We start from the raw sequence: 23822 nt of genomic DNA on the forward strand, positions 1-23822 counted from the left end.
TCACGCGGCCCCTGGCCCGTGTCCGGGGTGGCGGCGGTCAGCAGGGGCCGTCGTCCGCCCAGACGCCCCACTGGCCGCTGGCGCTCGGGTTCTCGTTCTGGGTCCACCACTTGGCGTGCCACTTGTGGCCGCCGTAGGAGACCACGTTGCCGGCCGTGTAGACCTTGGCCGGGTCCCAGGCCGGGGCGGTGCAGGTGCCCGGCGAGGACTGCGAGGGCGAGGGGGAGCCGGAGGGCGGCGTGGTGGGCGGGGTCGCGCCCGCGAAGCGGACGGTGTACTTGGTGAAGTCCCAGTCGTTCTGGACCACGCTGGAGCAGGAGCCGGAGAGCCCCGGGTCCACCGTGCCCGCGCACTGCCTGTCCCGGTTGACGGACCAGTAGGTGTAGCGGGCCAGCTTGTGCGCCGTCGCGAAGTCGAGCACGGTCTGGAAGTCCGCCTGGCGGAAGTACTCGGCGGCGTCGGTGCGGCCGTTCATCATCGAAATGCCCTCGTGGGCGTACGCGTTGGCCTCCGTCCACCCGAAGGTGGACTGCAGGATCGCGTTGAACTTCACCAGCGCGTCGGTCTGCGCCGCCGCGCCGTTGAAGCCGCCGTCGAAAGGCATGATCGAGTAGTTGGCCGGGGTGAAGCCCTGCGACTTCGCCTCGTTCAGCATCTGGGTGCCGAACCAGCCGGTGCCCGCGTTGGTGCCGGCCGTGGTGATCGAGACGTACAGGCCGGGGTTGTTCTGCTGCAGCAGCCTGGCCGCGCCGATCTCGTTGTGGATGGCCGCCGTGTTCTCGTACTCCGGCTCCTCCAGGTCGAAGTCGACCGCCTTCAACTGGTACTTGTCGACGGCCTTCTGGTACGCGGCGGCGGTGGCCTCCGGGGTGCCGCAGGTCTGGCCGAGCTTGGTGCCGCCGTAGCCGCCGAAGGAGACCGAGACGTCGCCGCCCTTGGCCCGGATGGTGCTGATCACGGCCGGCATGGTGGTGTCGGAGTTGATCGAGGAGGTGCCGCCCCAGGCGGGGCTGCAGCCGCCGCCGTCCAGGATGAAGGCGAGCTGGAAGGCCTTCTGGCCGGTCGCGTCCATCACGGCGGCGGCGTCCGGCGGGTTGTTGTCCTCGGGCATCAGGTACGGCGCCGAGGCGTACCAGTTGCTGCCCAGGGCGGCGGTGGTGGCGCCGGCGCTGGTGGTCAGGGCGAGGGCGCCGGCGCCGCCGGCGAGCAGGCCGAGGCCGATCAGGGCGGCCAGGGGGCGGCGGCCGCGGGCGTGGGCCCGCCGGTCCGCTCCGGTGATCCGGGTACGTTCCATGGGTGTGGCACCTCCAGTGGGGGGAGAGGTACGGGGGAGAGCCGGCTACTTCAGGTAGTCGGCGAGTCCGGCGGGCTGGAGGCCGGCGGCCTGGGCGGCGGCGTAGGCCCGCTGGAGGTCGGTGGTGAGGGTGTCGGTGAAGTGGGTCAGCACGATGTCGCCGGGCTGGAGGGCGCCGCCCCGGTAGATGTCCGACTGGCCCCAGCTGAAGTCGGCGGTGGCGGTGACCACCACGCGCAGCCCGCAGTTGGCGGCGGCCTGCAGGGTGTCGGCGTCGAAGGTGAAGTACGGCGGGCGCAGCATGGTCGGGGTGACGCCGTAGATCTGCTGCTCGGCGTCGCGGGCGCTGCAGATCTCGGCCTGCTGCTCGGCGGCGGAGAGCGTGGTGAGGTCGCGGTGCGAGACGGTGTGGTCCTGGATCGAGGAGCCCGGCACCGAGGTGACCCGGCGGAAGTAGTCCGGGGTGTTGCCCGAGGGCATCGGCAACGGGAAGGCGGTGAGCGGCAGTCGGTGCTCGGCGATGAACTGCTCGGCCGCCTGGGTGGGCTGCCAGCCGTCGTCCGTGGTGAAGAAGACCACCTTGTCCGCGGTGGGCACGTTCCAGGTGGCCCGGGCCGGGTCGACCGCGGGCCCGCTGAGCTGCACGTCGTCGGCGCCGAACGCGCCCTGGCCGTACCAGCCGTGCAGCGCCAGGCGGACACTGGTGTTCTGCGCGCCGGTGGTGAAGGTGGTGGTCAGCTGCTGCCAGCCGTCGCCGGTGCCCGCCGTCCAGGCCGGGGGCACGTCGTGGCCGGTGCCGGTGGCGCCGAGGAAGACGTAGCTGCCGCGCACCCAGGCGGAGAGCGTGTACGTGGTGGACGGGCGGACGGAGACGCTCTGGTAGCACTCGCCGGTCGAGTCGGCGCTCGCCGGGGTCACCGCCAGAGCCGAACTCCCGCTGTGCGCCGTGGTGCTGAGCGCTCCCTCGCCCGGCGCGCAGTTCCAGCCCGGGATCGAGCCCCAGGCCGCCAGCGGCAGGGTGGGGATCTCGAAGCCGGGGTTGGTGGCCAGGTTGACGGCCGGGGCGCTGTCGGCGTGGGCCGCGGTGGGGGCGGCGAGGCCGAGGGCCAGGGCGGCGGTGGCCGCGCAGGCCAGGGCACGGCGGCGCGAAGACGTGGGCACGAAGACACAACTCCTGTGTGGGGGACAGGTGGAGTGCTCCCCGAGGGAGGGGGGCGAGTCGGCATGCCGCACACAGGCCGAGCCACACAATGGACTGGACCAAGCTCCCCGTCAAGAGTCCTGGCGGAGGTCCGTCAGGGTGTGTACAGCTCGGCGACATCGTCCGCGTAGTACTCCAGGATGGCGCCCCGGCGCAGCTTGAGCGAGGGGGTCAGCAGGCCCTGGTCGAGGCCGAACTCCCTGGGCAGCAGCCGGAACGCGCGGATCGACTCGGCGCGCGAGACGGCCGTGTTGGCGGCCGCCACCGCGCGCTGGATCTCGGCGTGCAGCTCGCCGTCGGCCAACACCTGCCAGGGCTCGAGCTGTTCGCGCCCGTGGGTCTTCAGCCAGTGTGCCAGCGCGTCCTGGTCGAGGGTGATCAGCGCGCCGACGTACGGGCGGCCGTCGCCCACCACCAGGCACTGGGAGATCAGCGGATGGGCCCGCACCCGCTCCTCCAGGGCCGCCGGGGCGAGGTTCTTGCCGCTGCTGGTGACGATCAGCTCCTTGCGGCGGCCGGTCACGGTGAGGTAGCCGTCCTCGTCGATCGCCCCCAAGTCCCCGGTGCCGAACCAGCCGTCGTACCAGTCGGTGGAGTCCTGGGCCTGGCCCAGATAGCCGGAGAAGACGGTCGAGCCGCGCACCCAGATCTCGCCGTCCTCGGCGATCACCACCGAGACGCCCGGCAGCGGGGTGCCGACGGTGCCGTGCTTGACCTTGCCGGGCGGGTTGCAGGTGACGGCCGCGCAGGTCTCGGTGAGCCCGTAGCCCTCGTGCACGGCCAGCCCGGCCCCGGCGAAGAAGAGGCTGAGCTCCCGCCCCAGCGGCGCCCCGCCGCACAGCACGCTGCGCACCCGCCCGCCGAGCACCTCGCGCAGCCGTGCGTAGACCAGCTTGTCGTAGGCCGCGTGGCGCAGCCGCAGCGCCGCGCCCGGGCCCGCGCCGCGGCCAAGGGCGCGCTGCTCGCGGGCGGTGGCCCACTCCACCGCGACGGCGACGGCCTGGGCGAAGACCTCCCCGCGCCCGGCCTCCTCGGCGGCCTGCCGGGCCCGCTGGTGCACCTTCTCCAGGACGTAGGGCACGACCTGGAGGAAGGTGGGGCGGAAGGAGGTGATCGCGGGCAGCAGCGAGTCGCCGGAGACCTCGCCGTGGTGGCCGAGCCGGATGCCGCCCCGGACGGCGGCGACCTGCAGAATGCGGCCGAAGACGTGCGCGAACGGCAGGAAGGCGAGGGTGGCGGCCTGCCCGCCGCCCTCGCGGACCACCTCGCCCCAGCCGGCCAGCAGCGCGTCGGACTGGGCCGCGAAGTTGGCGTGGGTGAGCAGGCAGCCCTTGGGGCGGCCGCCGGTGCCGGAGGTGTAGATCACGGTGGCCACCGAGTCCGGCGTCACGCCCAGGCGCTGGCGGTGCACCAGGCTGTCCGGTACCCCCTGGCCGTCCTCCGAGACGGCGGCCACGCAGCCCCGGTCGAGCTGCCAGATGCCGGTGAGCGAGGGCAGTGCGTCGCAGATCGCGCCGAGCGTCATCGCGTGGTCCTCGTGCTCCACCACGACGGCCACCGCCTGGGTCTCGGCGAGGATCCAGCGCACCTGCTCGGCGGAGGAGGTGGGGTAGACCGGCACCGGGATGGCGCCGATCGACCAGAGCGCGTAGTCGAAGAGGGTCCACTCGTACCGGGTGGTGGACATCAGCGCGACCCGGTCGCCGTAGCGGACCCCGCGCACCAGCAGGCCCTTGGCCAGCGCGAGCACCTGGTCGCGGAAGCGCGCGGCGGTGACGGACTGCCAGCCGGCGCCGTCCCGGAGGGAGAACTGCACCAGGGCGGGGTTGCGTTCGGCCGTGTCGTACACCGAGTCGGCCAGCCCGCCGACGGCCGGCTCCGGCACCGCGAGGCGCCCTGCTTCGCGCACCTGCCCGCCCCCTCGCTGCCCGTCCGTACCGGCCGGACCGGTCCACCGGGCCTTGGCCGCCCGGCTTCCCCCAGCCTTCGGCCGGGGGGACCCCTCGGCGCGCACACACCCGGGATCCGGCCCGAAGCTACCGGATCATCCGGGTGCTGGACAGGGTTATCGGGCCCATCGGCCGGGATCGGCACATGCCGGTGGCGATCGTGCCAGGGGAAGAGAACGGGCAGAAAGGGATGATTCGGATGATCACGATTGCTACCCGTAAGGCCCTTCGAACGAGTGGTCAGACAGTAGTAAGCTCGCCCGGATCCGTCGGCCGGGCAGCGCCGCCGGGCCCCACTCCCTCGTCCGCGCCTGGCCTTCCCGACCGAGGACCCCATGCGTCTGCGCCGCCGCTCGATCCGCGCGAAGATCATCGCGCTGCTCATGGTGCCCATCGTGGCGCTCACCGGACTGTGGGCGTACGCCACCCTGGTGACCACCGGGGACGCCTGGATGCAGCTGAACATCAGCCAGGTCTACCGGGCGTTCGGCCCGCCCGCCGACCAGTACGCGCGGGACATCCAGGAGGAGCGCCGGGCCGCCGTGCTGCGGCTGGCCGACGGCAGCGCCCCCGGGGTGCAGGAGGCCTACCGGCAGGCCCAGGCCGTCACCGACCGGGACTTGCAGCTGCTGCGCATGCAGGACACCGGCGACAACGTGGACGCCCTCAACCGCGAGCAGACCGCCCGCCTGCAGGCCGTGCTAGCCACCGGCGACCAGCTCGCCCTGCTGCGCCGTCAGGTCGACCGGGCGGCCAACAGCTGGTCGTACGTCATCAAGCAGTACGCCGACCAGATCACCCCGGTCTTCGTCTTCCGCTCCTCCTTCGTCAGTCGCCAGAGCGGCCAGCTGCCCCGCCAGGGCATGATCCTCACCGAGCTGGCCCGGGCCCGGGAGTACCTGGCCCAGGAGGACGCGGCCCTGGAGGGCCTGCAGACCAGTGCCAGACCGAGCGCGGACATGGTGCAGGGTGCGCTGGACGCGATGCACAACCAGCGGGCCCTGCTCGGCGTCTACGTCCACGAGCTGAACCCGCAGGACGAGACCGACTACGAGGACCTGCTGGCCGGCGAGAACTGGACCGCGCTGCGCAGCATGGAGGACTACTTCGAGACCAACCCCGACCGGCCGCACGCCATGCAGGGCACCCCGGTGGGCAACTTCCACAGCACGGCGGCCAAGGCGCTGGACGACCTGGGCTCGCTCAACACCCGGCTGGCCTCCTCGCTCGGCGCCCGGGCCAAGGCCTACGCCGTCAACCAGCTGGTGCGCGGCGGCATCGCCGGCCTGGTCGGCCTGGTCGCGGTGGTGGTCTCGATCCTCATCTCCTACCGGATCGGCCGGGGCCTGGCCCGCGAGCTGATCGGGCTGCGCAACGCCGCCCTCGAGCTCTCCCACACCCGGCTGCCCGCCGTGATGCTCCGGCTGCGCCGGGGCGAGGCGGTGGACGTGGCCGCGGAGTCGCCCGCCCTGGATTTCGGCTCCGCCGAGATCGGGCAGGTCGGCCAGGCCTTCAACGAGGTGCAGCGGACCGCCTTCGAGGCCGCCGTCGAGCAGGCCGAGCTGCGGCGCGGCGTCTCGGCCGTCTTCGTCAACCTCGCGCGGCGCAGCCAGGTGCTGCTGCACCGTCAGCTGACCCTGCTCGACACCATGGAGCGCCGCACCGAGGACCCGGCGGAGCTGGAGGACCTCTTCAAGCTCGACCACCTGACCACCCGCATGCGGCGGCACGCCGAGGGTCTGATCATCCTCTCCGGCGGCTCGCCGGGCCGGGCCTGGCGCAAGCCGGTGCGGATGGTGGACGTGGTGCGGGCCGCCGTCGGCGAGGTGGAGGACTACGCCCGGGTGATCGTCCGGCCGTTCCCCGGCACCGGCCTGCTGGGCAGCGCCGTGGCGGACGTGACGCACCTGATCGCGGAGCTGGTGGAGAACGCGGCGGTGTACTCGCCGCCGCACACCCAGGTCACCGTGCAGGGCGAGGTGGTCGCGCACGGGTTCTGCCTGGAGATCGACGACCGGGGCCTGGGCCTGAGCGAGCAGGCACTCGAGGGGATCAACCAGCGCCTCGCCGAGGAGCAGGAGTTCGACCTCGCCGACACCGACCGGCTCGGCCTGTTCGTGGTGAGCCGGCTGGCCCGGCGGCACGGCATCCGGGTGCACCTGCGGCAGTCGCCGTACGGCGGCACCGCGGCGGTGGTCCTGATCCCCCGTGAGCTGCTCGCCGAGGCGGCCGGCCCGGCCGCGCCGCCGGCCGCACCCGCCGCGCCGCCCGCCCGCCCGGTCTCGCACCGCGGTCAGCGCGAACTGGTCGCCGTCCCGGCCGAGGCCGCCGCCGAGCCCGCGCACGCCTCGCCCGCCGCCCGGCCCGTCACCGGCCCCCGCCCGGCCGCCGCCGAGCCCGCCCGCACCCCGGGCGGCCTGCCCCGGCGCCGCTCGACCACCGCCCTGGACCCCGGCTCCGGCCGCCACCGCCGCCCGGCCACCGCACCGGAGGCCCCGCTCGGGGGCGCCGCCACCCCGGCCCACGCCGCCCCCAACGGCGACAAGCCGCGTCCGGTCGCAGGGCCGGACGCCGAGGCGCTGCCGGCCGGAGGCCTGCTGCCCCGGCGGGTGCGGCAGGCGAGCCTGGCGCCGCAGCTGCGCGAGGGGGGCGAGCAGGAGCCCGAGCCGGTGCGCGAGCGCTCGCCGGAGGAGGCCAGGTCGACCTTCGCCTCCTTCCAGCGCGGCTACCAGCGCGGCCGGGGCGACCGCCTGCAGCCCGCCTCGCTCACCGTGGTGCCGGCGCCCGAGCCGGCCAAGCCGGACCCGCCGCGCCCCGCGCCCGTGCGCACCGCGCTACCGTCAGCTCCCGTACCACCCGCGCTCGCCCCGGCACCCCAGCCGCAGGCGCTGCCCGCACCACCTGCACCGTCTCTGGAAGGAACCGAAAAATGACCGCTCCGGCACAGCCGTCCGGCGAGCTCAACTGGCTGCTGGACGACCTGGTAGGACGGGTCGCGGCCCTCAGACACGCGGTGATCCTCTCCAGCGACGGCCTGGCCACCGGCACCTCCAGCGGCCTGGCCCGCGAGGACGCCGAGCACCTGGCGGCCGTGGCGGCCGGCTTCCACAGCCTGGCCAAGGGCGCCGGCCGGCACTTCCAGGTCGGCGGTGTGCGCCAGACCATGGTCGAGCTGGACGAGGCGTTCCTGTTCATCACCGCGGCCGGGGACGGCAGTTGCCTCGCCGTGCTGAGCGACGCGGAGTCGGACGTGGGCCAGATCGCCTACGAGATGGCCCTGCTGGTGAAGCGGGTCGGCGAGCACCTCGCCGCGGATCCGCGCGCCGAGTCCGCCTCCCCGGGGAGATGATCGCAGCCGATGAGCACCGAGGACGCCGCACCGGACGGGCCACTCGAGGACGACGCGCCCGCCGAGGCAGAAGCACCGGCCCCGGTCGATGACTTCGCCCCCAAGCCGCCGGTCGAAACCGTCTGGTTCGACGACGAAGCGGGCCCGGTGGTGCGGCTGTTCTCGATGACCAGGGGCCGCACCCGGCCCGCCGACGAGGGCCTGTTCGACCTCATCTCGCTGATCACCGTCGCCGAGCCGGACCCGGAGCGGGGCCCGGTGCCGGACCTCGACCCCGAGCACCACAGCATCCTGTCGCTCTGCCGCAGCGAGCCGCTCAGCGTGGCCGAGCTCGGCTCGTACACCGATCTGCCGGTGAGCGTGGTGCGGGTGCTGCTGGGGGACTTGCACGAGGCCGCGCTGATCAGCGTCACCCGACCCGTTCCGCTCTCCGGGCTCCCGGACGAGCGCCTGCTGCGAGACGTGATCAATGGCCTCCGAGCTCTCTGACGCATCCCCCTCCCCGTGGCGCGTCCGCGCCCTCAAGATCCTCGTGGCCGGGGGCTTCGGCGCGGGCAAGACCACCCTGGTCGGCGCGGTCAGCGAGATCCGGCCGCTGCGCACCGAGGAGCAGCTGAGCGAGCTGGGCCGCCCGGTGGACGACACCACCGGGGTGGAGGCCAAGCGCACCACCACGGTGGCGATGGACTTCGGCCGGATCGACCTGCGGCCCGACCTCGCGCTCTACCTGTTCGGCACCCCGGGGCAGGACCGGTTCTGGTTCCTCTGGGACGAGCTGGCCCAGGGCTCGCTCGGCGCCGTGGTGCTCGCCGACACCCGCCGGCTGGCCGACTGCTTCCCCTCGGTGGACTTCTTCGAGCAGCGCGGCATCCCCTTCCTGGTCGCCGTCAACTGCTTCGAGGGCACCGAGGTCTACGCCCCGGACGACGTCCGCGCGGCGCTGGACCTGGACCCGCTGGTGCCGGTGCTGCTCTGCGACGCCCGCCGCCGCGAGGACGGCAAGGCGCTGCTGATCCGGTTGGTCGAGCACGCCGCCGGGCTCGGCCCGCGGACACCTGCCGCCGTACGCCCGTAACACCCGCGCAGCACTGTTTCCGGAAGCCGTGCGACCTGACGTCACACGGCGGCGGGTTCTTCTGGTTGAATGGCGTCATGAATCATGTCGTGGACAGCGCCCGGGGTCGTTTCGACCTCGAGCCGTTCTGGCCGTCCCGACAGCCGCATCTCTTCGACCGGATGTGTCCGGGTTCGCCTCGCGCGTCCCGGCCCGCCGCCCGCTGACCTCACATCAGCCCCCGGCAACCGGCCTGGTCCGACGCGCAGACGACGCCCACCACCCGTCACGCGCGAAAGAGCTGCTCATGTCCACTGCTACGGCCACCCTTCCCCTGCCCACCACGACCGGCTACCCGCACCTGCGCGCCGTCCGGTCCGTCCCGCCCGTGCGCCACAGCGCCCCGCCCCAGCCCGCCCCGGCGGCGCTGGTGGAGAGCCTGCCGGCCGGTGCCAGCGTCGTCGCCGCGCTGCCCCAGTCCGCCATCCCGCAGGGCCTGTTGGCCCAGTACAGTGCCCAGTACGGGGAGGGTCCGCTGACGGGCTACCTGGTGCTGGTCCCCACCGAGCCCGCCCAGGCGCCGAATCCGGTGCCGGCCGCCGCCCCGAGGTCCAAGGCGCACGGCATCAACGTCGACACCGAGCGCCGGCACGCCACCGTGGACGGCAGGCAACTCGACCTCACCTACCTGGAGTTCGAGCTGCTGGCGCACCTCACCGAGCACCCGCAGCGGGTGCACACCCGGGATCAGCTGGTCTCCGCCGTCTGGGGCTACGGCCACGTCGGCGACGGCCGGACGGTGGACGTGCACGTGGCCCGGCTGCGCCGCAAGCTCGGCCCCGGCCACCGGGACACCATCGTCACCGTCCGCCGGGTCGGCTACAAGTACACGCCCGTGCAGTGAGCCCGAGCGTCCGAGGGGCCCGGCGAGGGGCCCCTCGGACGGTGGTTCAGCCGCTCAGCCGGTCGATCTCGGCCAGCTCCTCGTGGTTAAGCGGCCCGGCGGCCAACGCCGCGAGGTTCTGGTCGAGTTGGGCCACGCTGCTGGCCCCGATGATCACCGAGACCACCCGCTCGTCGCGCAGCACCCAGGAGAGCGCCAGCTGGGCCAGCGTCTGCCCGCGCCCCTCGGCCACCTTCGCCAGCGCCCGCAGCTGCCCGAGCTTGGCCTCGGTGAGCGCCTCCTCCTTCAGGAAGTGCCCCACCGACATCCGCGAGCCGGCCGGCACCTCGCCGGAGAGGTAACGGTCCGTCAGAAGGCCCTGGGCGAGCGGGGAGTAGGCGATCAGCGAGGTCTGGGTCTCGCGGACGGCCTCCAGTACGCCCTCGCGCTCCACGCCCCGGTCCAGGATCGAGTAGCGGGCCTGGTTCATCAGCACCGGCGTGCCCAGCTCGCGCAGGATCGCCGCCGCCTCCCGGTGCTGCGCGGCCGGGTAGTTGGAGATCCCGGCGTAGAGCGCCCGGCCGGAGCGGACGGCCTGGTCCAGGGCGCCCATGGTCTCCTCCAGCGGGGTCGCCGGGTCGTACCGGTGGGAGTAGAAGACGTCCACGTACTCCAGGCCCATCCGGCCCAGCGACTGGTCCAGGCTGGCCAGCAGGTACTTGCGCGAGCCGCCGTCCCCGTACGGGCCGGGCCACATGTCGTAGCCGGCCTTGGAGGCGATGAACAGCTCGTCCCGGTACGGGCGGAAGTCCTGCGCGAAGAGCGTGCCGAAGTTGCGCTCGGCGCTGCCGTACGGCGGGCCGTAGTTGTTGGCGAGGTCGAAGTGGGTCACACCCCGGTCGAAGGCCCGGCGCAGCACGGCGCGCTGCACCTCCAGCGGCTGGGTGTCACCGAAGTTGTGCCAGAGGCCGAGCGAGACGGCGGGCAGTTGCACGCCGCTTCGCCCGGCCCGGCGGTAGGTCATGGCGGAGTAGCGGTCGTCGGCAGCGAGGTACGTCATACCCCGCATCCTGCCAGGTCGGGTTGGCGGTGCCAGTGCCCGCGCGGGTCGTCGTAGGCGGTGGCGTAGTCGGCGTTCGCGATCGGGAAGTCGGCCAGCAGCTCGCCCGGCAGGTCGAAGGCCTCGACCAGCGCGAGGGCCTGCGGGGCCAGCTCGCCGATCAGGCGGTCGGCAAGCTCGGGGAGGGCGAGCACCTGCCCGGCCGTCAGGTGCCCGTGGGTGAGCAGCTCGCCGGAGTGCGGGGCGATCCGCTGCAGGGCGAACAGCCGCAGCAGGTCGAGCAGCACGGCCGCCGCGCCGGGGGAGTCGCTCAGCTCCGCGGCACGGGCCAGCTCGCGGGCGGCGAGCAGTTGGGCGTGCGCCTCGACCAGGCGCAGCGCGGGGGTGACGGCGTTGTTCCAGCGGGCGACGGGATCCCCCGAGGGGCCGCGGCGCAGCTGTTCCCTGGCGCGGGTGAGCCAGCGGTGCTCGACGGCCGCCAGCAGGTCGAGCAGGGTGGCCGGGTCGGTGAGTTCACGCCCGGCGGTCGCGGGTGGCGGCGGGGGAGTGTGCTGGAAGAGCAGCTCGGCCCCGGCCTTGGCCCAGATCACCAGGTTGTCGCCCTCGGCCGTGATGGTGCCCTCCAGATCGGTGGCGAGCTCGGCGATCCCGTTCACCGCCAGCAGCCCCTGGGCCCCGCAGCGCTCCCGGCACTCGGTGGCGATCGCCCGGGCCTCCCAGGTGGTCCAGCCCTTGACCACCGCCACCAGCCGCTCGGCTGCCTCGGTGTCAGTGCGGGAGGCCCAGCGCCGGACGGCCTCGCGGTGCAGCAGCGTCATCGCGTACGTGGTGGCCAGTGCGCCGACCAGCGGGGCGTGGTGGCTGCGGTGGGCGAAGACCGGGAGGTCCCCCTGGGGGGTGGTGAGCCGGCGGTGGTGGCCGTAGCGGACGGCGACGGCGAGCCCCTTGCGGGCCGTGGCCAGGGCGGCGGCGCTCATGCAGAGCTTGCCGGTGGTGACGCGGCCGATCGCGGCGAGGAATCGTTTCCGCTTGTTCCCGAGAGAACTGCTCAGTGTGCCGTCGAGGGCCAGTCGGCCGTGCTCGCCGGTGAGCAGGGCGGCGGCGGGCAGCTCGACCCGGTCGAAGGAGGTCAGGCAGTGGTCCACCGGGCTGCCGGCCCGCTCGGGCAGTGGCCGCACCCGCACCCCGGGCCGGTTGGCCCCGCCGTCGGAGAGCGGGACGAGGAAGAGGAAGACCCCGTGGTCGGTGCCGCCCGCCAGCAGCCGGGCGGCGACGACGGCGCTCTTCGGGCCGCCGCTGAGGCTGGTGTTGGGCATGAACTTCTGGGCGCCCGGGCCGGGCGTGTGCGGCAGGAAGGTGCCGCTCTCGGGCCGGTAGGTGGCGGTGGTCTGCAGGGCGGCGGCGTCGTTGCCGTGGGCCAGCTCGGTGCACAGGAAGGTGCCGGTGCGCCGTAACGAGGTGTACTCGGTGAGGTCCCGGCCGCCGTCGTGGTCGACCAGGCTGCCGAGGAAGAGGTTGTAGTGGATGCCGGCCAGCGTGGTCAGCCCGCTGTCCACCAGGCCGGTCCACTCGTGCAGTGCGGCCAGGCCCGCCGGGTCGGCGGCCAGCTGCTCGCCGTCCTCGACCGCCTCGGCGAGCAGGCGGAGGCGTTCGTAGGAGAGGTCGAGGCGCTCGGTACGGCTCAGGCCGGTGCGCTGTCGGAACGGGGGCGTGCTGATGAGCTTGCGCCATCGTTCATGGTGGTGGAGGTCGTCGCGGTAGAGGGCGCGGGTCAGGTCGGAGACCGTCAGCTCAGTGATCATGATTGCGACAACGGCACCCGGTGCCAGGGGGAAACGGTCTGTTTCGGACACCTTTTCGGCCATGGCCCGCTGGGCGTGCCACGGCGTGCCACGGCGTGCCACGCCAAGGGGTGGAAAAAAGGGACATAGCGTCACAAGTGCGATGTAATCGGCTGCATGATCAGACCTCTGCGCCCCGCGCCCCCTCCAGCGCCCGATGCGCCCTCCGCCGGGCGGTGTGAAGGTTGAGCCTGCTGCGGGAGAACGCCGTACTCGCGCTGTTCGCCTGTCTGGGCATCGGCTACCTGGTCGGCAAGCTGCGGGTCGGCCCGATCCAGCTCGGCGGGATCTGCGGCACCCTGATCGTCTCGATGCTGATCGGCGCTCAGCACGTCTCCGTCAACAGCGACGTGAAGAACGTGGCCTTCGCCCTGTTCATCTTCTCGCTCGGCTACATCGCCGGGCCGCAGTTCTTCGCCAACCTCAACGCCAAGGGCCTGCGGTTCGGCGTGCTGTCGGTGCTCGAGGCGGGGGTCGTCATCCTGCTGGCGCTCGGCTTCGCCAAGGGCTTCGACCTGGACGTGGGCACCGCCTCCGGCATCCTGGCCGGGGCGGCCACCGAGTCCGCCGTGGTCGGCACCGCGCAGGAGGCGATCGGCAAGCTGTCCGGGATCACCCCCGACCAGTCCAACCAGCTGCAGGCGCACGTGGCGACGGCCTACTCGGTCTGCTACCTGTTCGGCCTGATCACCATCGTCATGCTGACCAGCCAGCTCTTCCCGATGATGCTCCGGATCAAGCTGCCCGAGGCCTGCCGCGAGCTGTGGGAGAAGATGCGCGGCGGTGACACCAGCCTGGGTGAGGACGAGCAGGCCGCGCTGCCCGCGCTGGTCGGCCGTACCTACCTGGTCTCCCAGGGCGAGGGCGCCACCATCGCCACCTTCCAGTCCACCGCCCGTCAGCTGATCTCCATCGAGGGGGTCAAACGGGACGGCCAGGTGCTCACCGCCGCCCCGGACCTGGTGCTGCGGCGCGGCGACCGGGTGCTGGTGGTCGGCGGCCGCGAGGCCGTGATGGACGCCGGGCACGAGCTCGGGCCCGAGACCTCGGGCGTGCCGGGCCTCGACAGCCCACTCGCGGTCCAGCAGGTCGTGGTCACCAGCAAGGAGCTGTCCGGCCGCTCGTTGAACGAACTGCGCGCCGCCGACGGCGAGTACACCGGGGGTGTCTACCTCACCGACATCCAGCGCGTCGACCACCACCTGCCCGCCGTCGGCGAGACCGAGCTGCGCCGGGGCGACACGCTCACGGTGGTCGGCGCCCGCTCCAAGGTGGACAAGTTCACCGCCAAGATCGGCGCCGGCGTCCGGCAGGACACCGCCGACTACATCTACCTGAGCCTGGGCATCTGCGTCGGCGTGCTGCTCGGCATGGTCAGCGTCCACGCGGGCAGTGCCAACCTCTCGCTCGGCACCGGCGGCGGCTGCCTGATCGCCGGCCTGGTCTTCGGCTGGCTGCGGGCCCAGCACCCCACCTTCGGGGCCTACCCGCCGGTCGCCGCGCAGACCGCCAAGGACATCGGCCTGTCGATGTTCATCGCCGTGACCGGCCTGGCCGCCGGCCCCGACGCCGGGCCGCTGCTCAGGCAGTACCCGGTGCTGCTCCCGTCGGCGGGCATCCTGATGGTCGTGGTGCCCGCGCTGCTCTCGCTCTTCGTCGGGCGCAAGCTGCTGAAGATCGAGCCGCCGATCCTGATCGGCGCCGTCGCCGGGCAGCAGTGCTCGACCCCGGCGATCACCGCCGTGAGCAACGTCGCACAGTCCAGCGTCCCGATGCTCGGCTACACGATCACCTACACCCTCTCCAACTTCCTGCTCCCGCTGACCGGCCCGATCCTGGTCGGCATCCTCGGCCTGTCCTGACCACCCTCACCGCCCCCCGCAAGGACCTGCATGGACTGGATCACCGCCCACGTCTTCAAGCCCTACCCGGAACTCCTGATCTTCCTGACCATCTCGATCGGCTTCCTGGTCGGGAAGGTCCGCTACAAGGCCATCGGGCTGGGCGCCGTGACGGGCTGTCTGATCGCCGGGCTGTTCACCGGCTGGGTCACGGACGTGACCATCAACGGCACGGTGAAGTCGGTCTTCTTCATCATGTTCCTGTTCGCCCTGGGCTACAAGGTCGGCCCGCAGTTCTTCCGCGGCCTCAGGAAGGACGGCCTGCCGCAGGTCGGGGTGGCCGTGGTGGTCTGCCTGACCGGCCTCGGCGTCTGCTACGGCTTCGACAAGATGCTCGGCTACGGCCCGGGCCTGGGCGCCGGCCTGCTCGGCGGCGCGCTCACCCAGTCCGCCGTGATCGGCGTAGCCCAGGACGCCATCGCCAACATCCAGGGCCTGAGCGCGGACCAGATCACCGCCGAGCAGAACCTGGTGCCGATCGGCTACGCCGTCACCTACCCGCTCGGCACCATCCTGTGCGCCATCCTGCTGGCCAACATTGCCCCCAAGCTGCTGAAGAGCGACCTCGCGGCCGACAGCCGCCAGCTGGCCATCGAGCTGGACGCCCCGGAGGACAACCCCGACCTCTCCGAGGGCTACTACGAGGTGGTGCTGCGCGCCTTCAGCGCCGTCAACGGCTTCGTCGGGCGCACCATCGACGACGTAGAGGCGCAGCAGAAGGAGCTCGGCCGCCGGATCTACGTCACCCGGGTCCGCCGGGCGGGGGCGATCCTGGAGCACTCCCAGCAGACCGTGATCGAGCGCGGCGACGTGCTGGCCGTCAGCGCCCTGCGGCACGACCTGGTGGACTTCGACCCCGTCGCCCACATCGGCCCCGAGACGGACGACGCCGGGCTGCTCGGCTACCAGACCGAGCACCTGCACGTGGTCTGTTCGGAGCAGGCGCACCTGGGGAAGACCATCGCCGAGGTGCGCCGGGAGCCGTTCATGGTGGGCGTGTTCGTCGACAAGATGTACCGCTCGGGCGCCGAGTTCCCCTACCGGCTCTCCACCCCGCTGGAGCGCGGCGACACCCTGGTGCTGACCGGCCCCAAGCGCCTGGTCGACCCGGCGACCAAGGCGCTCGGCAAGACCGTGCCGACCAGCTTCGCCACCGACATGGTCTGGGTGGGCCTGGGCATCTTCCTCGGTGGCTGCATCGGCATCCCGGCGCTCACCGCGGGCGGGGTGCCGATCAGCCTCTCCACCTCCGGCGGCGCGCTGATCATGGGCCTGGTCTTCGGCTGGATCCGCGGCAAGTACCCGACCTACGGCAACGTGCCGCCCGGCGCCCAGTGGTTCATGGACACCTTCGGGCTGTGCGCCTTCGTCGCGATCGTCGGCGTCAACGCCGGGCCCGGCTTCACCAGCGGTCTCTCCCAGGCGGGTTGGGGCCTGCTGATCTGGGGCGCAGTGGCCACCGTGCTCCCGCTGATCGCCGGCCTGCTGGTCGGCCACTACGTGTTCAGGATCCGCACCCCGATCCTGATGGGCGTGGTCGCCGGGGCCCAGACCACCACGGCCGCGATCGGCGCGATCAACGAAGAGGCCAAGAGCCAGATCCCGACGCTCGGTTACACCATCCCGTACGCGGCGGGCAACGTCCTGCTGACCATCTGGGGCGCGGTCATCGTCGCCCTGCTCGGTTAAGTCCTGCTCGGTCAAGTCCCGCTGTTCCTAGGAGAGTCGACGTCTCATGAGCAAGCCCTCGATCAGCCGTGACGACATCCGCCGGATGTCGCGCTTGAGCCCCTTCGAGCTCAAGGGCGAGTTCATCAAGCTCGCGGAGGAGTACCAGGCCGACCGGCCGGGCCAGAAGGAGAAGTCCAGCCGGAACCTGCTCAACGCCGGCCGCGGCAACCCGAACTGGATCGCCACCGGCCCGCGCGAGGCCTACCTCGCGCTCGGCCACTTCGCCCTGCAGGAGAGCCGCCGGGTCTGGACGGCCGACAACCTGGGCGGCATGCCCGAGCAGCAGGGCATCGCCGAGCGGTACGACCGGTTCGCCCGAAGCCACCCCGAACTGCCCGGCGTCGAGCTGCTCACCGCCTGCATCGCCCTCGGCGTCGAGCGCTTCGGCCTGGACCGGGACGCCTGGATCCACGAGCTGGCGGACTCGGCGATCGGCGACAACTACCCGGTGCCGGACCGGATGCTGCGCTGCGGCGAGCAGGTGGTGCGCGGCTACCTGCAGGAGGAGCTGATGGACGGCAGGCCGCCGGCCGACCGGCTCGACCTGTTCGCCACCGAGGGCGGCACGGCGGCGATGTGCTACATCTTCGACACCCTGATGAAGAACGGCATCCTGCACCAGGGGGACAAGATCGCCCTGATGGTGCCGGTCTTCACCCCGTACATCGAGATCGCCGAGCTGGACACCTTCGGGTTCGACGTGGTCAAGGTCGAGGCGTCCAGCTTCGCCGAGACCGGCGTTCGCGGCTGGCGCTACCCGACGGAGGAGGTGGCCAAGCTGGCCGACCCGGCGGTGAAGCTGGTCTGCCTGGTCAACCCCTCCAACCCGCCCTCGCTCGAGCTCTCCCAGCGGGTGGCGGACCAGATCAAGGAGATCGTCGCCACCTCGAACCCCAACCTGATGATCGTCACCGACGACGTCTACGGCACCTTCGTCAACGGCTTCCGCACCATCGCCGCCGACCTGCCGCGCAACACCCTGCTCGTCTACTCCTACTCCAAGCACTACGGCTGCACCGGCCACCGCCTCGGCGTGATCGGCCTGCACCAGGACAACGTCTTCGACGACATGCTGGCCGAGCTGCCCGCCGAGGAGAAGCTGCGGCTGGCCCGCCGCTACGGCTCGATCACGCTGGAGCCCGAGAAGCTGCGCTTCATCGACCGCCTGGTGGCCGACTCCCGCCAGGTCGCGCTCAACCACACCGCCGGGCTCTCGCTGCCCCAGCAGGTCCAGATGGACCTCTTCTCGCTCTTCGCCATGCTGCCCGAGGGCAAGGCCTACAAGGCCAAGGTGCAGGAGATCGTCCACCAGCGGCTCTCGCTGCTCCTGGAGGGCTCCGGCATGAAGATCTCCGAGGACGACAAGCGCGCCGGGTACTACATCGAGCTCGACCTGCAGGCCGAGGCCGAGCGGGTGGCCGGGCCGGAGTTCGCCGAGTACCTGGTGAAGACGTACGAGCCGACCGAGCCGCTGTTCCGCCTCGCCGAGCACACCGGGGTGGTGCTGCTGAACGGCGGCGGCTTCGACGGGCCGGAGTGGTCGGTCCGGGTCTCGCTGGCCAACCTGGACGACCTCGACTACCTGAAGATCGGCCACCACCTGAAGGAGATCTTCGACGACTACCGGCAGGAGTGGGAGGCCGCCAAGGTCTGACCGGCTGTGACCGCGCGGGTTCCGGGAGTGCTCCGGGGCCCGCGCGACCGCTTCCGGGCGCATCCTTGGAGAGGAGACGCACCCCAGGAGCGGTCATGAACGGTAGATCCCCCGCAGGCGTGGTGGTCGGCGTCGACGGCTCGGCCCCGGCGGCCCAGGCCGCCGAGTGGGCCGCCCGGGAGGCGGAGCGGCGCGGCTGCCCGTTGCACCTGGTGCACGCCGTCAACACCGGCACCGTCACCCTCTCGCCCCGGGCCGGGGCGGCGGTCACCGACCTGGTGCTGAAGAACGCCCAGGCCGTGCTGGACGAGCAGCTCGACCTGCTCACCTCCGCCCACCCCAGCCTGCGGATCACCGGCGACGTGGTGCCGCGCGACGCCGCGCCGGCCGTGCTCACCGCCGCCGAGCACGCCGAGCTGGCCGTGGTCGGCACCCGGGGCCACGGCGGCTTCGCCTCGCTGCTGCTCGGCTCGGTCAGCCTGCGGGTCAGCGCGCACGCCGCCTGCCCGACCGTGGTGGTGCGGGAGGTGCCGCCCGAGCGCCTCGCCGACCATCTGCTGGTGGCGATCCGGGACGAGCGGGACGAAGTGGCCCTGCGGTTCGCCCTGAAGGAGGCCGAGCTGCTCAAGCTGCCGGTCCGCGCCCTGCACACCTGGTCCACCGTGGTCGCCGACCTCGGCCGGATGGCCCCGATGCTCGACGAGCTCGGCGAGGAGACCGCCCTGCACGAGCAGGTGCTGCGCCGCACCGTCGAGGCCGTCCACCCCGACTACCCCGACGTCGAACTGACCGCCGACCAGCTCACCGGCGCCGCCCCGGCCGTCCTGGTCGAGGAGTCCGCCACGGCCGCCCTGCTCGTCATCGCCCGGCACGCCCCGGCCCCGCACTTCGGCCTGCGCCTGGGCGGCGCGGTGCACGCGGTGCTGCACCACGCGCACTGCCCGGTGGTGGTCGTACCCCTCTAAGGTCCGTCAGACCTTCAGCCCCGCGGTCAGTTCGCGCAGGCAGCGGGCCGCAAGGCCGGCCGCCTCGGTGGCGGGGGCGTCGGAGGCGGCCCAGGTCTCGAGGGCGACGCGCATCGCGGTGTTGGCGGCGGCGGCCGCCAGGCGGGTCTCCAGCGGGTCGGCGTCGGTGCGGGGGGCGATCACCGGGGTCAGCGCCAGCTCGGAGGCGTGGTGCACGCGGTGCCAGACGGCGAGCAGGTCGGGCGCGTCGGCCATCACGCGCAGCAGGCCGCGGATCCAGTCGAGCGCCTGTGCCGGGCGGCCCGGGCCCGGGGCGAGGGCGCGGCGGGCCGACTGCTCCAGCGCCTCGGTGAGGGGCAACTCGGCCGGGGTGGCCGCGAGTTCGTCGATCCAGTACCGCACGCCCGCCGACAGCAGCGGTGCGACGGCGTCCTCCTTGGTCCGGAAGTACCGGTAGAAGGTGCGCAGCGAGAGCCCGGCCGCGCGGGCGATGTCCTCGGCGGTGGTCGCCTCCGGCCCGTGCTCGGCGAAGAGCATCGCGGCGGCGAGCGCGATCTCCTGCTGGGTCGCGGCCTTGCGGCGCTCGGTCAGGGAGGGGCGCGGAGTGGTCTCTGGCACCGCCCCAGTCTAGCCGTCCGGCCGTCGCCGGATGCAGAAGTGGCACAACGTGCCATCTGGGCGTACCGTGCAGGAGGGGCGCCGATCGGCGCCGCACGATCCAGCTGGGAGAGCACCATGAACCGCTTCGAGGGCCGCCGCGTACTGATCACCGGCGCGGGCTCCGGCATCGGCCAGGCCACCGCGCGCCGGATCCTCGCCGAGGGCGGCCGGGTCGTCGGAGCGGACGTGGCCGAGCCCGGCCTGGCCGCCACCCGCGAGCTGGCCCTCGCGGACGGCACCGCCGAGCGCCTGACCACCGCCGTCCTGGACATCGCCGACGAGTCCGCCGTGGTGGCCGGGGTCGCCCAGGCGGTGGCCGGGCTCGGCGGGCTGGACGCCGTGGTAAACGCGGCCGGCATCCTGCGCTCCTCGCACACCGGGCAGACCACGCTGGAGTTCTGGAACCGCGTCCTCGCGGTCAACCTCACCGGCACCTTCCTGGTCACCCGCGAGGCGCTGCCCGCGCTGCTCGCCTCCGGCCGCGGCGTGGTGGTCAACTTCAGCTCCACCTCGGCGACCTTCGCGCACCCGTACATGGCGGCCTACGCGGCGAGCAAGGGCGGTATCCAGTCCTTCACCCACGCGATCGCCCTGGAGTACGCGACGCAGGGCCTGCGGGCCGTCTCGGTGGCGCCCGGCTCGATCAGCAGCGGCATGACCGACGCCTCCGGCGCCAGCGGCCAGAACCGCGGCCCGGGCATCCCCGAGGACGCCGACATGGCCCTGTTCGCCAAGCTCAGCCCGGCCCTCAGGCCGGCCGACAGCGCCTACGGCTTCGCGGGCCCCGAGGCGGTGGCCGGGGTGGTCGCCATGCTGGCCTCCGACGACGGCGCCTTCGTCACCGGCACCGAGATCCGTATCGACGGCGGCACCCACGCCTGACCGGCCCGGCCCCGCTGGCTACGATGTGCGCCGATTCTCACGGGGGGAGCGGCGATGCCGAAGAGGAAGACCGGAACGCCCGGCCGGGACCGGACCAAGTACGCGGCCACACCGAAACGGCACCAGGGGCCCCGGCCGCCCAGGCGGCTGGGGCTGCTGCCGTTGCTGGTGGCGCTGGCCTTCGGCGGTCTCGTGCTGACCGGGGCGGTCAAGTGGACCCCGCAGAACCTCGACCACCTCGCGGCCACCGCCGGCTGGACCGGCGCCAAGGGCGAACTGCACGTCCAGGACTGCACCAGGCACCGGAGCGCCAAGGGCTCGGTCAGCTACAGCTGCTCGGGCCCGGTCGCCCCGCGCGAGGCGGCCCCCGGTGCCTTCCGGGGCGTGGTGTGGATCCTTGGCGAGGAGGGTGACGTGCACGGCCGAACCCTCGCGGTGGACTGCCCGCCGGAGGGCGACATCTGCGTCCGCACCGGCACCCACGCCGTCCTGGAGGCCGTGCTCCTGCTCTACTTCATGGCCGCCCTGTACCTGCTCGGCGCCGCCGTCGTGCTGGCGGCCGTACGCCACCGCCGGCCCGCCTTGTTCGGCTGGTGCCTCCGCCGCCGCGCCCGGCTCCGCAAGGCGGCCGGCTGGGCCGCGGCCGTGGCTGGCCTCTCCCTGGCGGCCGTCCTGATCGGCGTGGCGGCCACCTAGCTAGACCCTGGGCGTGCGGCCCGGGAGCGGGGCGAGGTCGGGCTCGACCCAGTAGGCGCGGGCGCCGGGGGAGGCGAGGGTCTCGGGGGTGTAGTGGCGGTGGAGCAGCTGCTGGTCGAGCAGCTCGGGGTGGGCGGCCAGCACGGTGTCGAAGTCGGGGGCGTCGGCGTGGCGGGCGACCAGCTCGACCCAGGCCCGCGTCATCGTCGCGTGGAACTTCTCCGGGGCCCCGGCCGCCGTGGCGGTGCGGCGGATGCCTTCCGCCACCAGGGCGACGGCCTCCCGCAGGCCCACCCGGCGGACCGCGAGCCAGGCCAGCTCCAGGTGCTCCCGGTGTCCGAATCGCCCGGCGGCCGTGCGGACCTGGGTGAAAAGCTCGTCGAAGAGGTCGGCGGAGGTGTCCATGGCATCGGACTGTACGAGATCGAACCTTCGTCGGCCGAATCGGCGGTACGGGCCGTTCACCCGCCGGGTGCATACTTAGGCCGCGGTGGGAGCGGCTGAGTGCGAGCTGGGTACCGGGCGGCGGCCGGATGCAACCGGAACGCCCGTGTCAGGCGTACCTACCGATGAACGACGCGGGGTGTCCCGCTGGTCGGTGGACGGGCCGGGGGCCCGGCGGAACGTACGGGAGCTACGGGGCATGGGCCTGACCAGCCACAAGGTACTGGCCTTGGCGGTGCTCTGCGCCGCCCTGGTGATGGCGGCGACGGTGTGGTTCTGGCCGCGGCTGGCCGGGCGGAGCTGGCGGGCGGTGCTCGGCCGGATCGGCGCACTGGTCGGCACCCAGCTGGCCGTCATCTGCGCGCTGGCCCTGGTGGCGAACAACTACTTCACCTTCTACAGCAGTTGGGACGACCTGCTGGGCACCGGCGACCAGGGCTCGGTCACCGTCCAGAGCAAGGCGCTCGGCGGCCACCCGGCGGCGGCCGGGGCCGAGCAGAAGACCGCGGCCGTGCAGGAGCTCGGCAAGGAGCCCGTCCAGGGCGGCGGCGCGCTCGGCCGCGACCCCAAGGTGGCGGGCGAGATCCGGGTCGTGCGGATCCCCGGCCCGAGCACCGGCCTGAGCACCGACGGGTACGTCTACCTCCCGCCGCAGTACTTCCAGCCCGAGCACGCGGGCGGCAAGTTCCCCGCCGCGATCGTGATGACCGGCTTCCCCGGGGACGCAAAGAACCTGATCACCCGGCTCAACTACCCCGGCGCCGCTCTGCAGTTGATGCAGGCCGGCAAGATGCAGCCGACCGTCCTGGTGCTGATGCGCCCCTCCCCGGCGATGCCCGCCGACACCGAGTGCGAGGACATCCCCGGGGGAGCGCAGTCCGACTCGTACTTCAGCAAGGACGTGCCGAAGGTGATCGAGGCCTCCTACCGGGTCTCGGCCGACGCGCACGCCTGGGGCGTGCTGGGCAACTCCACCGGCGGGTACTGCGCGCTCAAGCTGGCCATGCGCCACCCCGACGTCTTCCCGAGCGCCGTCTCCATCTCCGGTTACTACAAGGCCGCCGAGGACGCCACCACCGGTGACCTGTTCAAGGGCAGCCAGCAGCGGCGCGACGAGGCCGATCTGATGTGGCGGCTGAAGAACCTGCCGGTCCCGAAGATCTCGGTCATGCTCTCCGGCACCGACGAGGGCGACGGCAACTACAAGAAGGACACCGACCGCTTCGAGGCCGCGATCCCGGCCCCGATGGCCGTCTCGACCGCCGAACTGCCCACCGGCGGGCACAACTTCCAGACCTGGACCCGGCTGCTGCCGCCCTCGCTGGAGTGGCTCTCCCAGCACCTGTCCGTGCCGCCCGCCGGGGCCTGACCGCCCGGGAAAAACCGCTGTCGGGTGAACGGACCGGGGTGGTAGAACTGCCGCCGTGCACAAGACTCTGGAGTTCTCCGACCTGCTGCGGCTGATCGACGACCGTTCGACCGCCTTCCGCGCCGCGGTCGCCGCCGCGCCCAGCCTCGACCTGCCGGTGCCGACCTGCCCCGGGTGGACGCTGTACGACCTGGTGCAGCACATCGGCGAGGGGCGTCGCCGCTGGGCCGCCACCGTCGCCGCCGGGCCGGACGCTACGGCCAGGACCCCGGCCCAGGGCGACGTGGTCGCACCGCGGGAGCGCGAGGCCGCGCTGGCCTGGCTGGCCGGCTCGACCGAGCTCCTGCTGGCGGCCCTGCGGGAGGCCGGTCCGGACCAGGGCTGCTTCACCGCCTGGGGCAACACGCAGACGCCGCACACCGCCGGTGGCGTCGCCCGGCACCAGGTCCAGGAGATCGCGGTGCACACCTACGACGCCCAGCTCACCGTGGGCGAGTCGGCCGTCCTGCCGCTCGAGGTGGGGCTCGACGGCGTCGAGGAGAACCTGTTCATCGCCAGCTACTCGACGAGCGCCTGGCCGCACAAGCCCACCGCCTTCGACCTCCACGCCACCGAGGGCCGCTCCTGGCGCCTCACGGTCGACGGCGACGGTGCACGGACCACCCGGCTGCCCGCTCCCGGCGAGGACCCGGACGCGGCAGGGTTCTCCGTCCACGGCACGGCCAGTGAGCTGGTCCTCTGGCTGTACAACCGCATCTCGGTGGACGACCTGCGGACCGAGGGGGACCGGGAGCTGCTCGACCTGCTCCTCGCCTGGGAGCCGGAGGACTGGGCGTGACGGCACGTCACCCCGTACACCTCTGAGCATGTACACCCCTGACCCTGTAAA

20 protein-coding genes are annotated in these 23822 nt (G+C 72.8%); 13 read left to right on the forward strand and 7 right to left on the reverse strand.

The genetic code is table 11. The features are described 5' to 3' along the window. Positions 1 to 37 precede the first annotated feature (37 nt). From ABT095_RS08135 to ABT095_RS08145, 3 genes are all read right to left on the reverse strand, one after another. Positions 38 to 1294 carry a chitinase gene (locus ABT095_RS08135; RefSeq protein WP_350528472.1) on the reverse strand — a complete coding sequence of 419 codons (1257 nt, stop codon included), beginning with the start codon at positions 1292 to 1294 and terminating at the stop codon, positions 38 to 40. Positions 1295 to 1339: 45 nt separating this feature from the next. After that, positions 1340 to 2455 (reverse strand): polysaccharide deacetylase family protein, encoded by a 1116-nt coding sequence (locus ABT095_RS08140; protein ID WP_350528473.1) that lies wholly within the window; start codon positions 2453 to 2455, stop codon positions 1340 to 1342. Positions 2456 to 2589: 134 nt separating this feature from the next. Continuing rightward, positions 2590 to 4404, reverse strand: a complete 1815-nt coding sequence (locus tag ABT095_RS08145) for an AMP-dependent synthetase/ligase (RefSeq protein ID WP_350528474.1) — start codon at positions 4402 to 4404, stop codon at positions 2590 to 2592. 375 nt (positions 4405 to 4779) lie between these two features. Here ABT095_RS08145 and ABT095_RS08150 point away from each other — a divergent pair, with 375 nt between their 5' ends. From ABT095_RS08150 to ABT095_RS08170, 5 genes are all read left to right on the forward strand, one after another. Beyond that, the gene (locus ABT095_RS08150) at positions 4780 to 7377 is read left to right on the forward strand and encodes a sensor histidine kinase (protein ID WP_350528475.1); all 2598 of its coding nucleotides are present in this window, start codon (positions 4780 to 4782) and stop codon (positions 7375 to 7377) included. Beyond that, positions 7374 to 7793, forward strand: a complete 420-nt coding sequence (locus ABT095_RS08155) for a roadblock/LC7 domain-containing protein (RefSeq protein ID WP_350528476.1) — start codon at positions 7374 to 7376, stop codon at positions 7791 to 7793. The genes ABT095_RS08150 and ABT095_RS08155 overlap by 4 nt, the downstream gene beginning before the upstream one ends. A gap of 9 nt (positions 7794 to 7802) precedes the next feature. Continuing rightward, positions 7803 to 8282, forward strand: coding sequence for a DUF742 domain-containing protein (locus tag ABT095_RS08160; RefSeq protein WP_350528477.1), 480 nt, complete (start codon positions 7803 to 7805; stop codon positions 8280 to 8282). Next, the gene (locus tag ABT095_RS08165) at positions 8263 to 8868 is read left to right on the forward strand and encodes a GTP-binding protein (protein ID WP_350528478.1); all 606 of its coding nucleotides are present in this window, start codon (positions 8263 to 8265) and stop codon (positions 8866 to 8868) included. Before ABT095_RS08160 ends, ABT095_RS08165 begins: the two co-directional genes overlap by 20 nt. Before the next feature lie 286 nt (positions 8869 to 9154). After that, entirely contained in the window at positions 9155 to 9751 is a 597-nt protein-coding gene (locus ABT095_RS08170; protein WP_350528479.1) for a winged helix-turn-helix domain-containing protein, read from the forward strand. Between the two features lie 46 nt (positions 9752 to 9797). Here the strand turns inward: ABT095_RS08170 and ABT095_RS08175 are convergent, their stop codons facing one another. Together ABT095_RS08175 and ABT095_RS08180 are read right to left on the reverse strand one after the other, a co-directional pair. Further along, a complete protein-coding gene (locus ABT095_RS08175; protein ID WP_350528480.1) occupies positions 9798 to 10790 on the reverse strand; it encodes an aldo/keto reductase in 993 nt (330 codons plus the stop codon). Then, entirely contained in the window at positions 10787 to 12592 is a 1806-nt protein-coding gene (locus ABT095_RS08180) for an acyl-CoA dehydrogenase family protein (RefSeq protein ID WP_350528481.1), read from the reverse strand. The genes ABT095_RS08175 and ABT095_RS08180 overlap by 4 nt, the downstream gene beginning before the upstream one ends. A 224-nt stretch (positions 12593 to 12816) precedes the next feature. Between ABT095_RS08180 and aspT (ABT095_RS08185) the strand changes: the two genes are divergently transcribed. From aspT (ABT095_RS08185) to ABT095_RS08200, 4 genes are all read left to right on the forward strand, one after another. Beyond that, positions 12817 to 14493, forward strand: coding sequence for an aspartate-alanine antiporter (gene aspT / locus ABT095_RS08185; protein ID WP_350528482.1), 1677 nt, complete (start codon positions 12817 to 12819; stop codon positions 14491 to 14493). 30 nt (positions 14494 to 14523) lie between these two features. Next, the gene (gene aspT, locus ABT095_RS08190) at positions 14524 to 16221 is read left to right on the forward strand and encodes an aspartate-alanine antiporter (RefSeq protein ID WP_350528483.1); all 1698 of its coding nucleotides are present in this window, start codon (positions 14524 to 14526) and stop codon (positions 16219 to 16221) included. Between the two features lie 46 nt (positions 16222 to 16267). Further along, positions 16268 to 17917: a bifunctional aspartate transaminase/aspartate 4-decarboxylase gene (locus tag ABT095_RS08195; RefSeq protein ID WP_350528484.1), complete on the forward strand. Its 1650-nt coding sequence runs from the start codon at positions 16268 to 16270 to the stop codon at positions 17915 to 17917. 95 nt (positions 17918 to 18012) lie between these two features. After that, positions 18013 to 18882, forward strand: coding sequence for a universal stress protein (locus tag ABT095_RS08200; protein WP_350528485.1), 870 nt, complete (start codon positions 18013 to 18015; stop codon positions 18880 to 18882). Positions 18883 to 18888: 6 nt separating this feature from the next. Here the strand turns inward: ABT095_RS08200 and ABT095_RS08205 are convergent, their stop codons facing one another. Then, a complete protein-coding gene (locus ABT095_RS08205) occupies positions 18889 to 19500 on the reverse strand; it encodes a TetR family transcriptional regulator (protein ID WP_350528486.1) in 612 nt (203 codons plus the stop codon). A 117-nt stretch (positions 19501 to 19617) separates the two neighbouring features. Between ABT095_RS08205 and ABT095_RS08210 the strand changes: the two genes are divergently transcribed. Then, positions 19618 to 20424, forward strand: coding sequence for an SDR family NAD(P)-dependent oxidoreductase (locus ABT095_RS08210; protein ID WP_350528487.1), 807 nt, complete (start codon positions 19618 to 19620; stop codon positions 20422 to 20424). Positions 20425 to 20478: 54 nt separating this feature from the next. Further along, entirely contained in the window at positions 20479 to 21120 is a 642-nt protein-coding gene (locus tag ABT095_RS08215; RefSeq protein ID WP_350528488.1) for a hypothetical protein, read from the forward strand. On the opposite strand, the gene ABT095_RS08220 is transcribed toward ABT095_RS08215, so the two are convergent. Next, the gene (locus ABT095_RS08220; RefSeq protein ID WP_350528489.1) at positions 21121 to 21525 is read right to left on the reverse strand and encodes a hypothetical protein; all 405 of its coding nucleotides are present in this window, start codon (positions 21523 to 21525) and stop codon (positions 21121 to 21123) included. A gap of 238 nt (positions 21526 to 21763) precedes the next feature. Here ABT095_RS08220 and ABT095_RS08225 point away from each other — a divergent pair, with 238 nt between their 5' ends. After that, positions 21764 to 22933 (forward strand): alpha/beta hydrolase, encoded by a 1170-nt coding sequence (locus ABT095_RS08225; RefSeq protein WP_350528490.1) that lies wholly within the window; start codon positions 21764 to 21766, stop codon positions 22931 to 22933. Positions 22934 to 22988: 55 nt separating this feature from the next. Beyond that, complete coding sequence (locus tag ABT095_RS08230; RefSeq protein WP_350528491.1) at positions 22989 to 23771, forward strand: maleylpyruvate isomerase N-terminal domain-containing protein; 783 nt, start codon at positions 22989 to 22991, stop codon at positions 23769 to 23771. The last annotated feature ends 51 nt before the right edge of the window (positions 23772 to 23822 follow it).

The sequence above is a fragment of the Kitasatospora sp. NPDC002227 genome (assembly GCF_040296285.1).
GTDB lineage: Bacteria > Actinomycetota > Actinomycetes > Streptomycetales > Streptomycetaceae > Kitasatospora.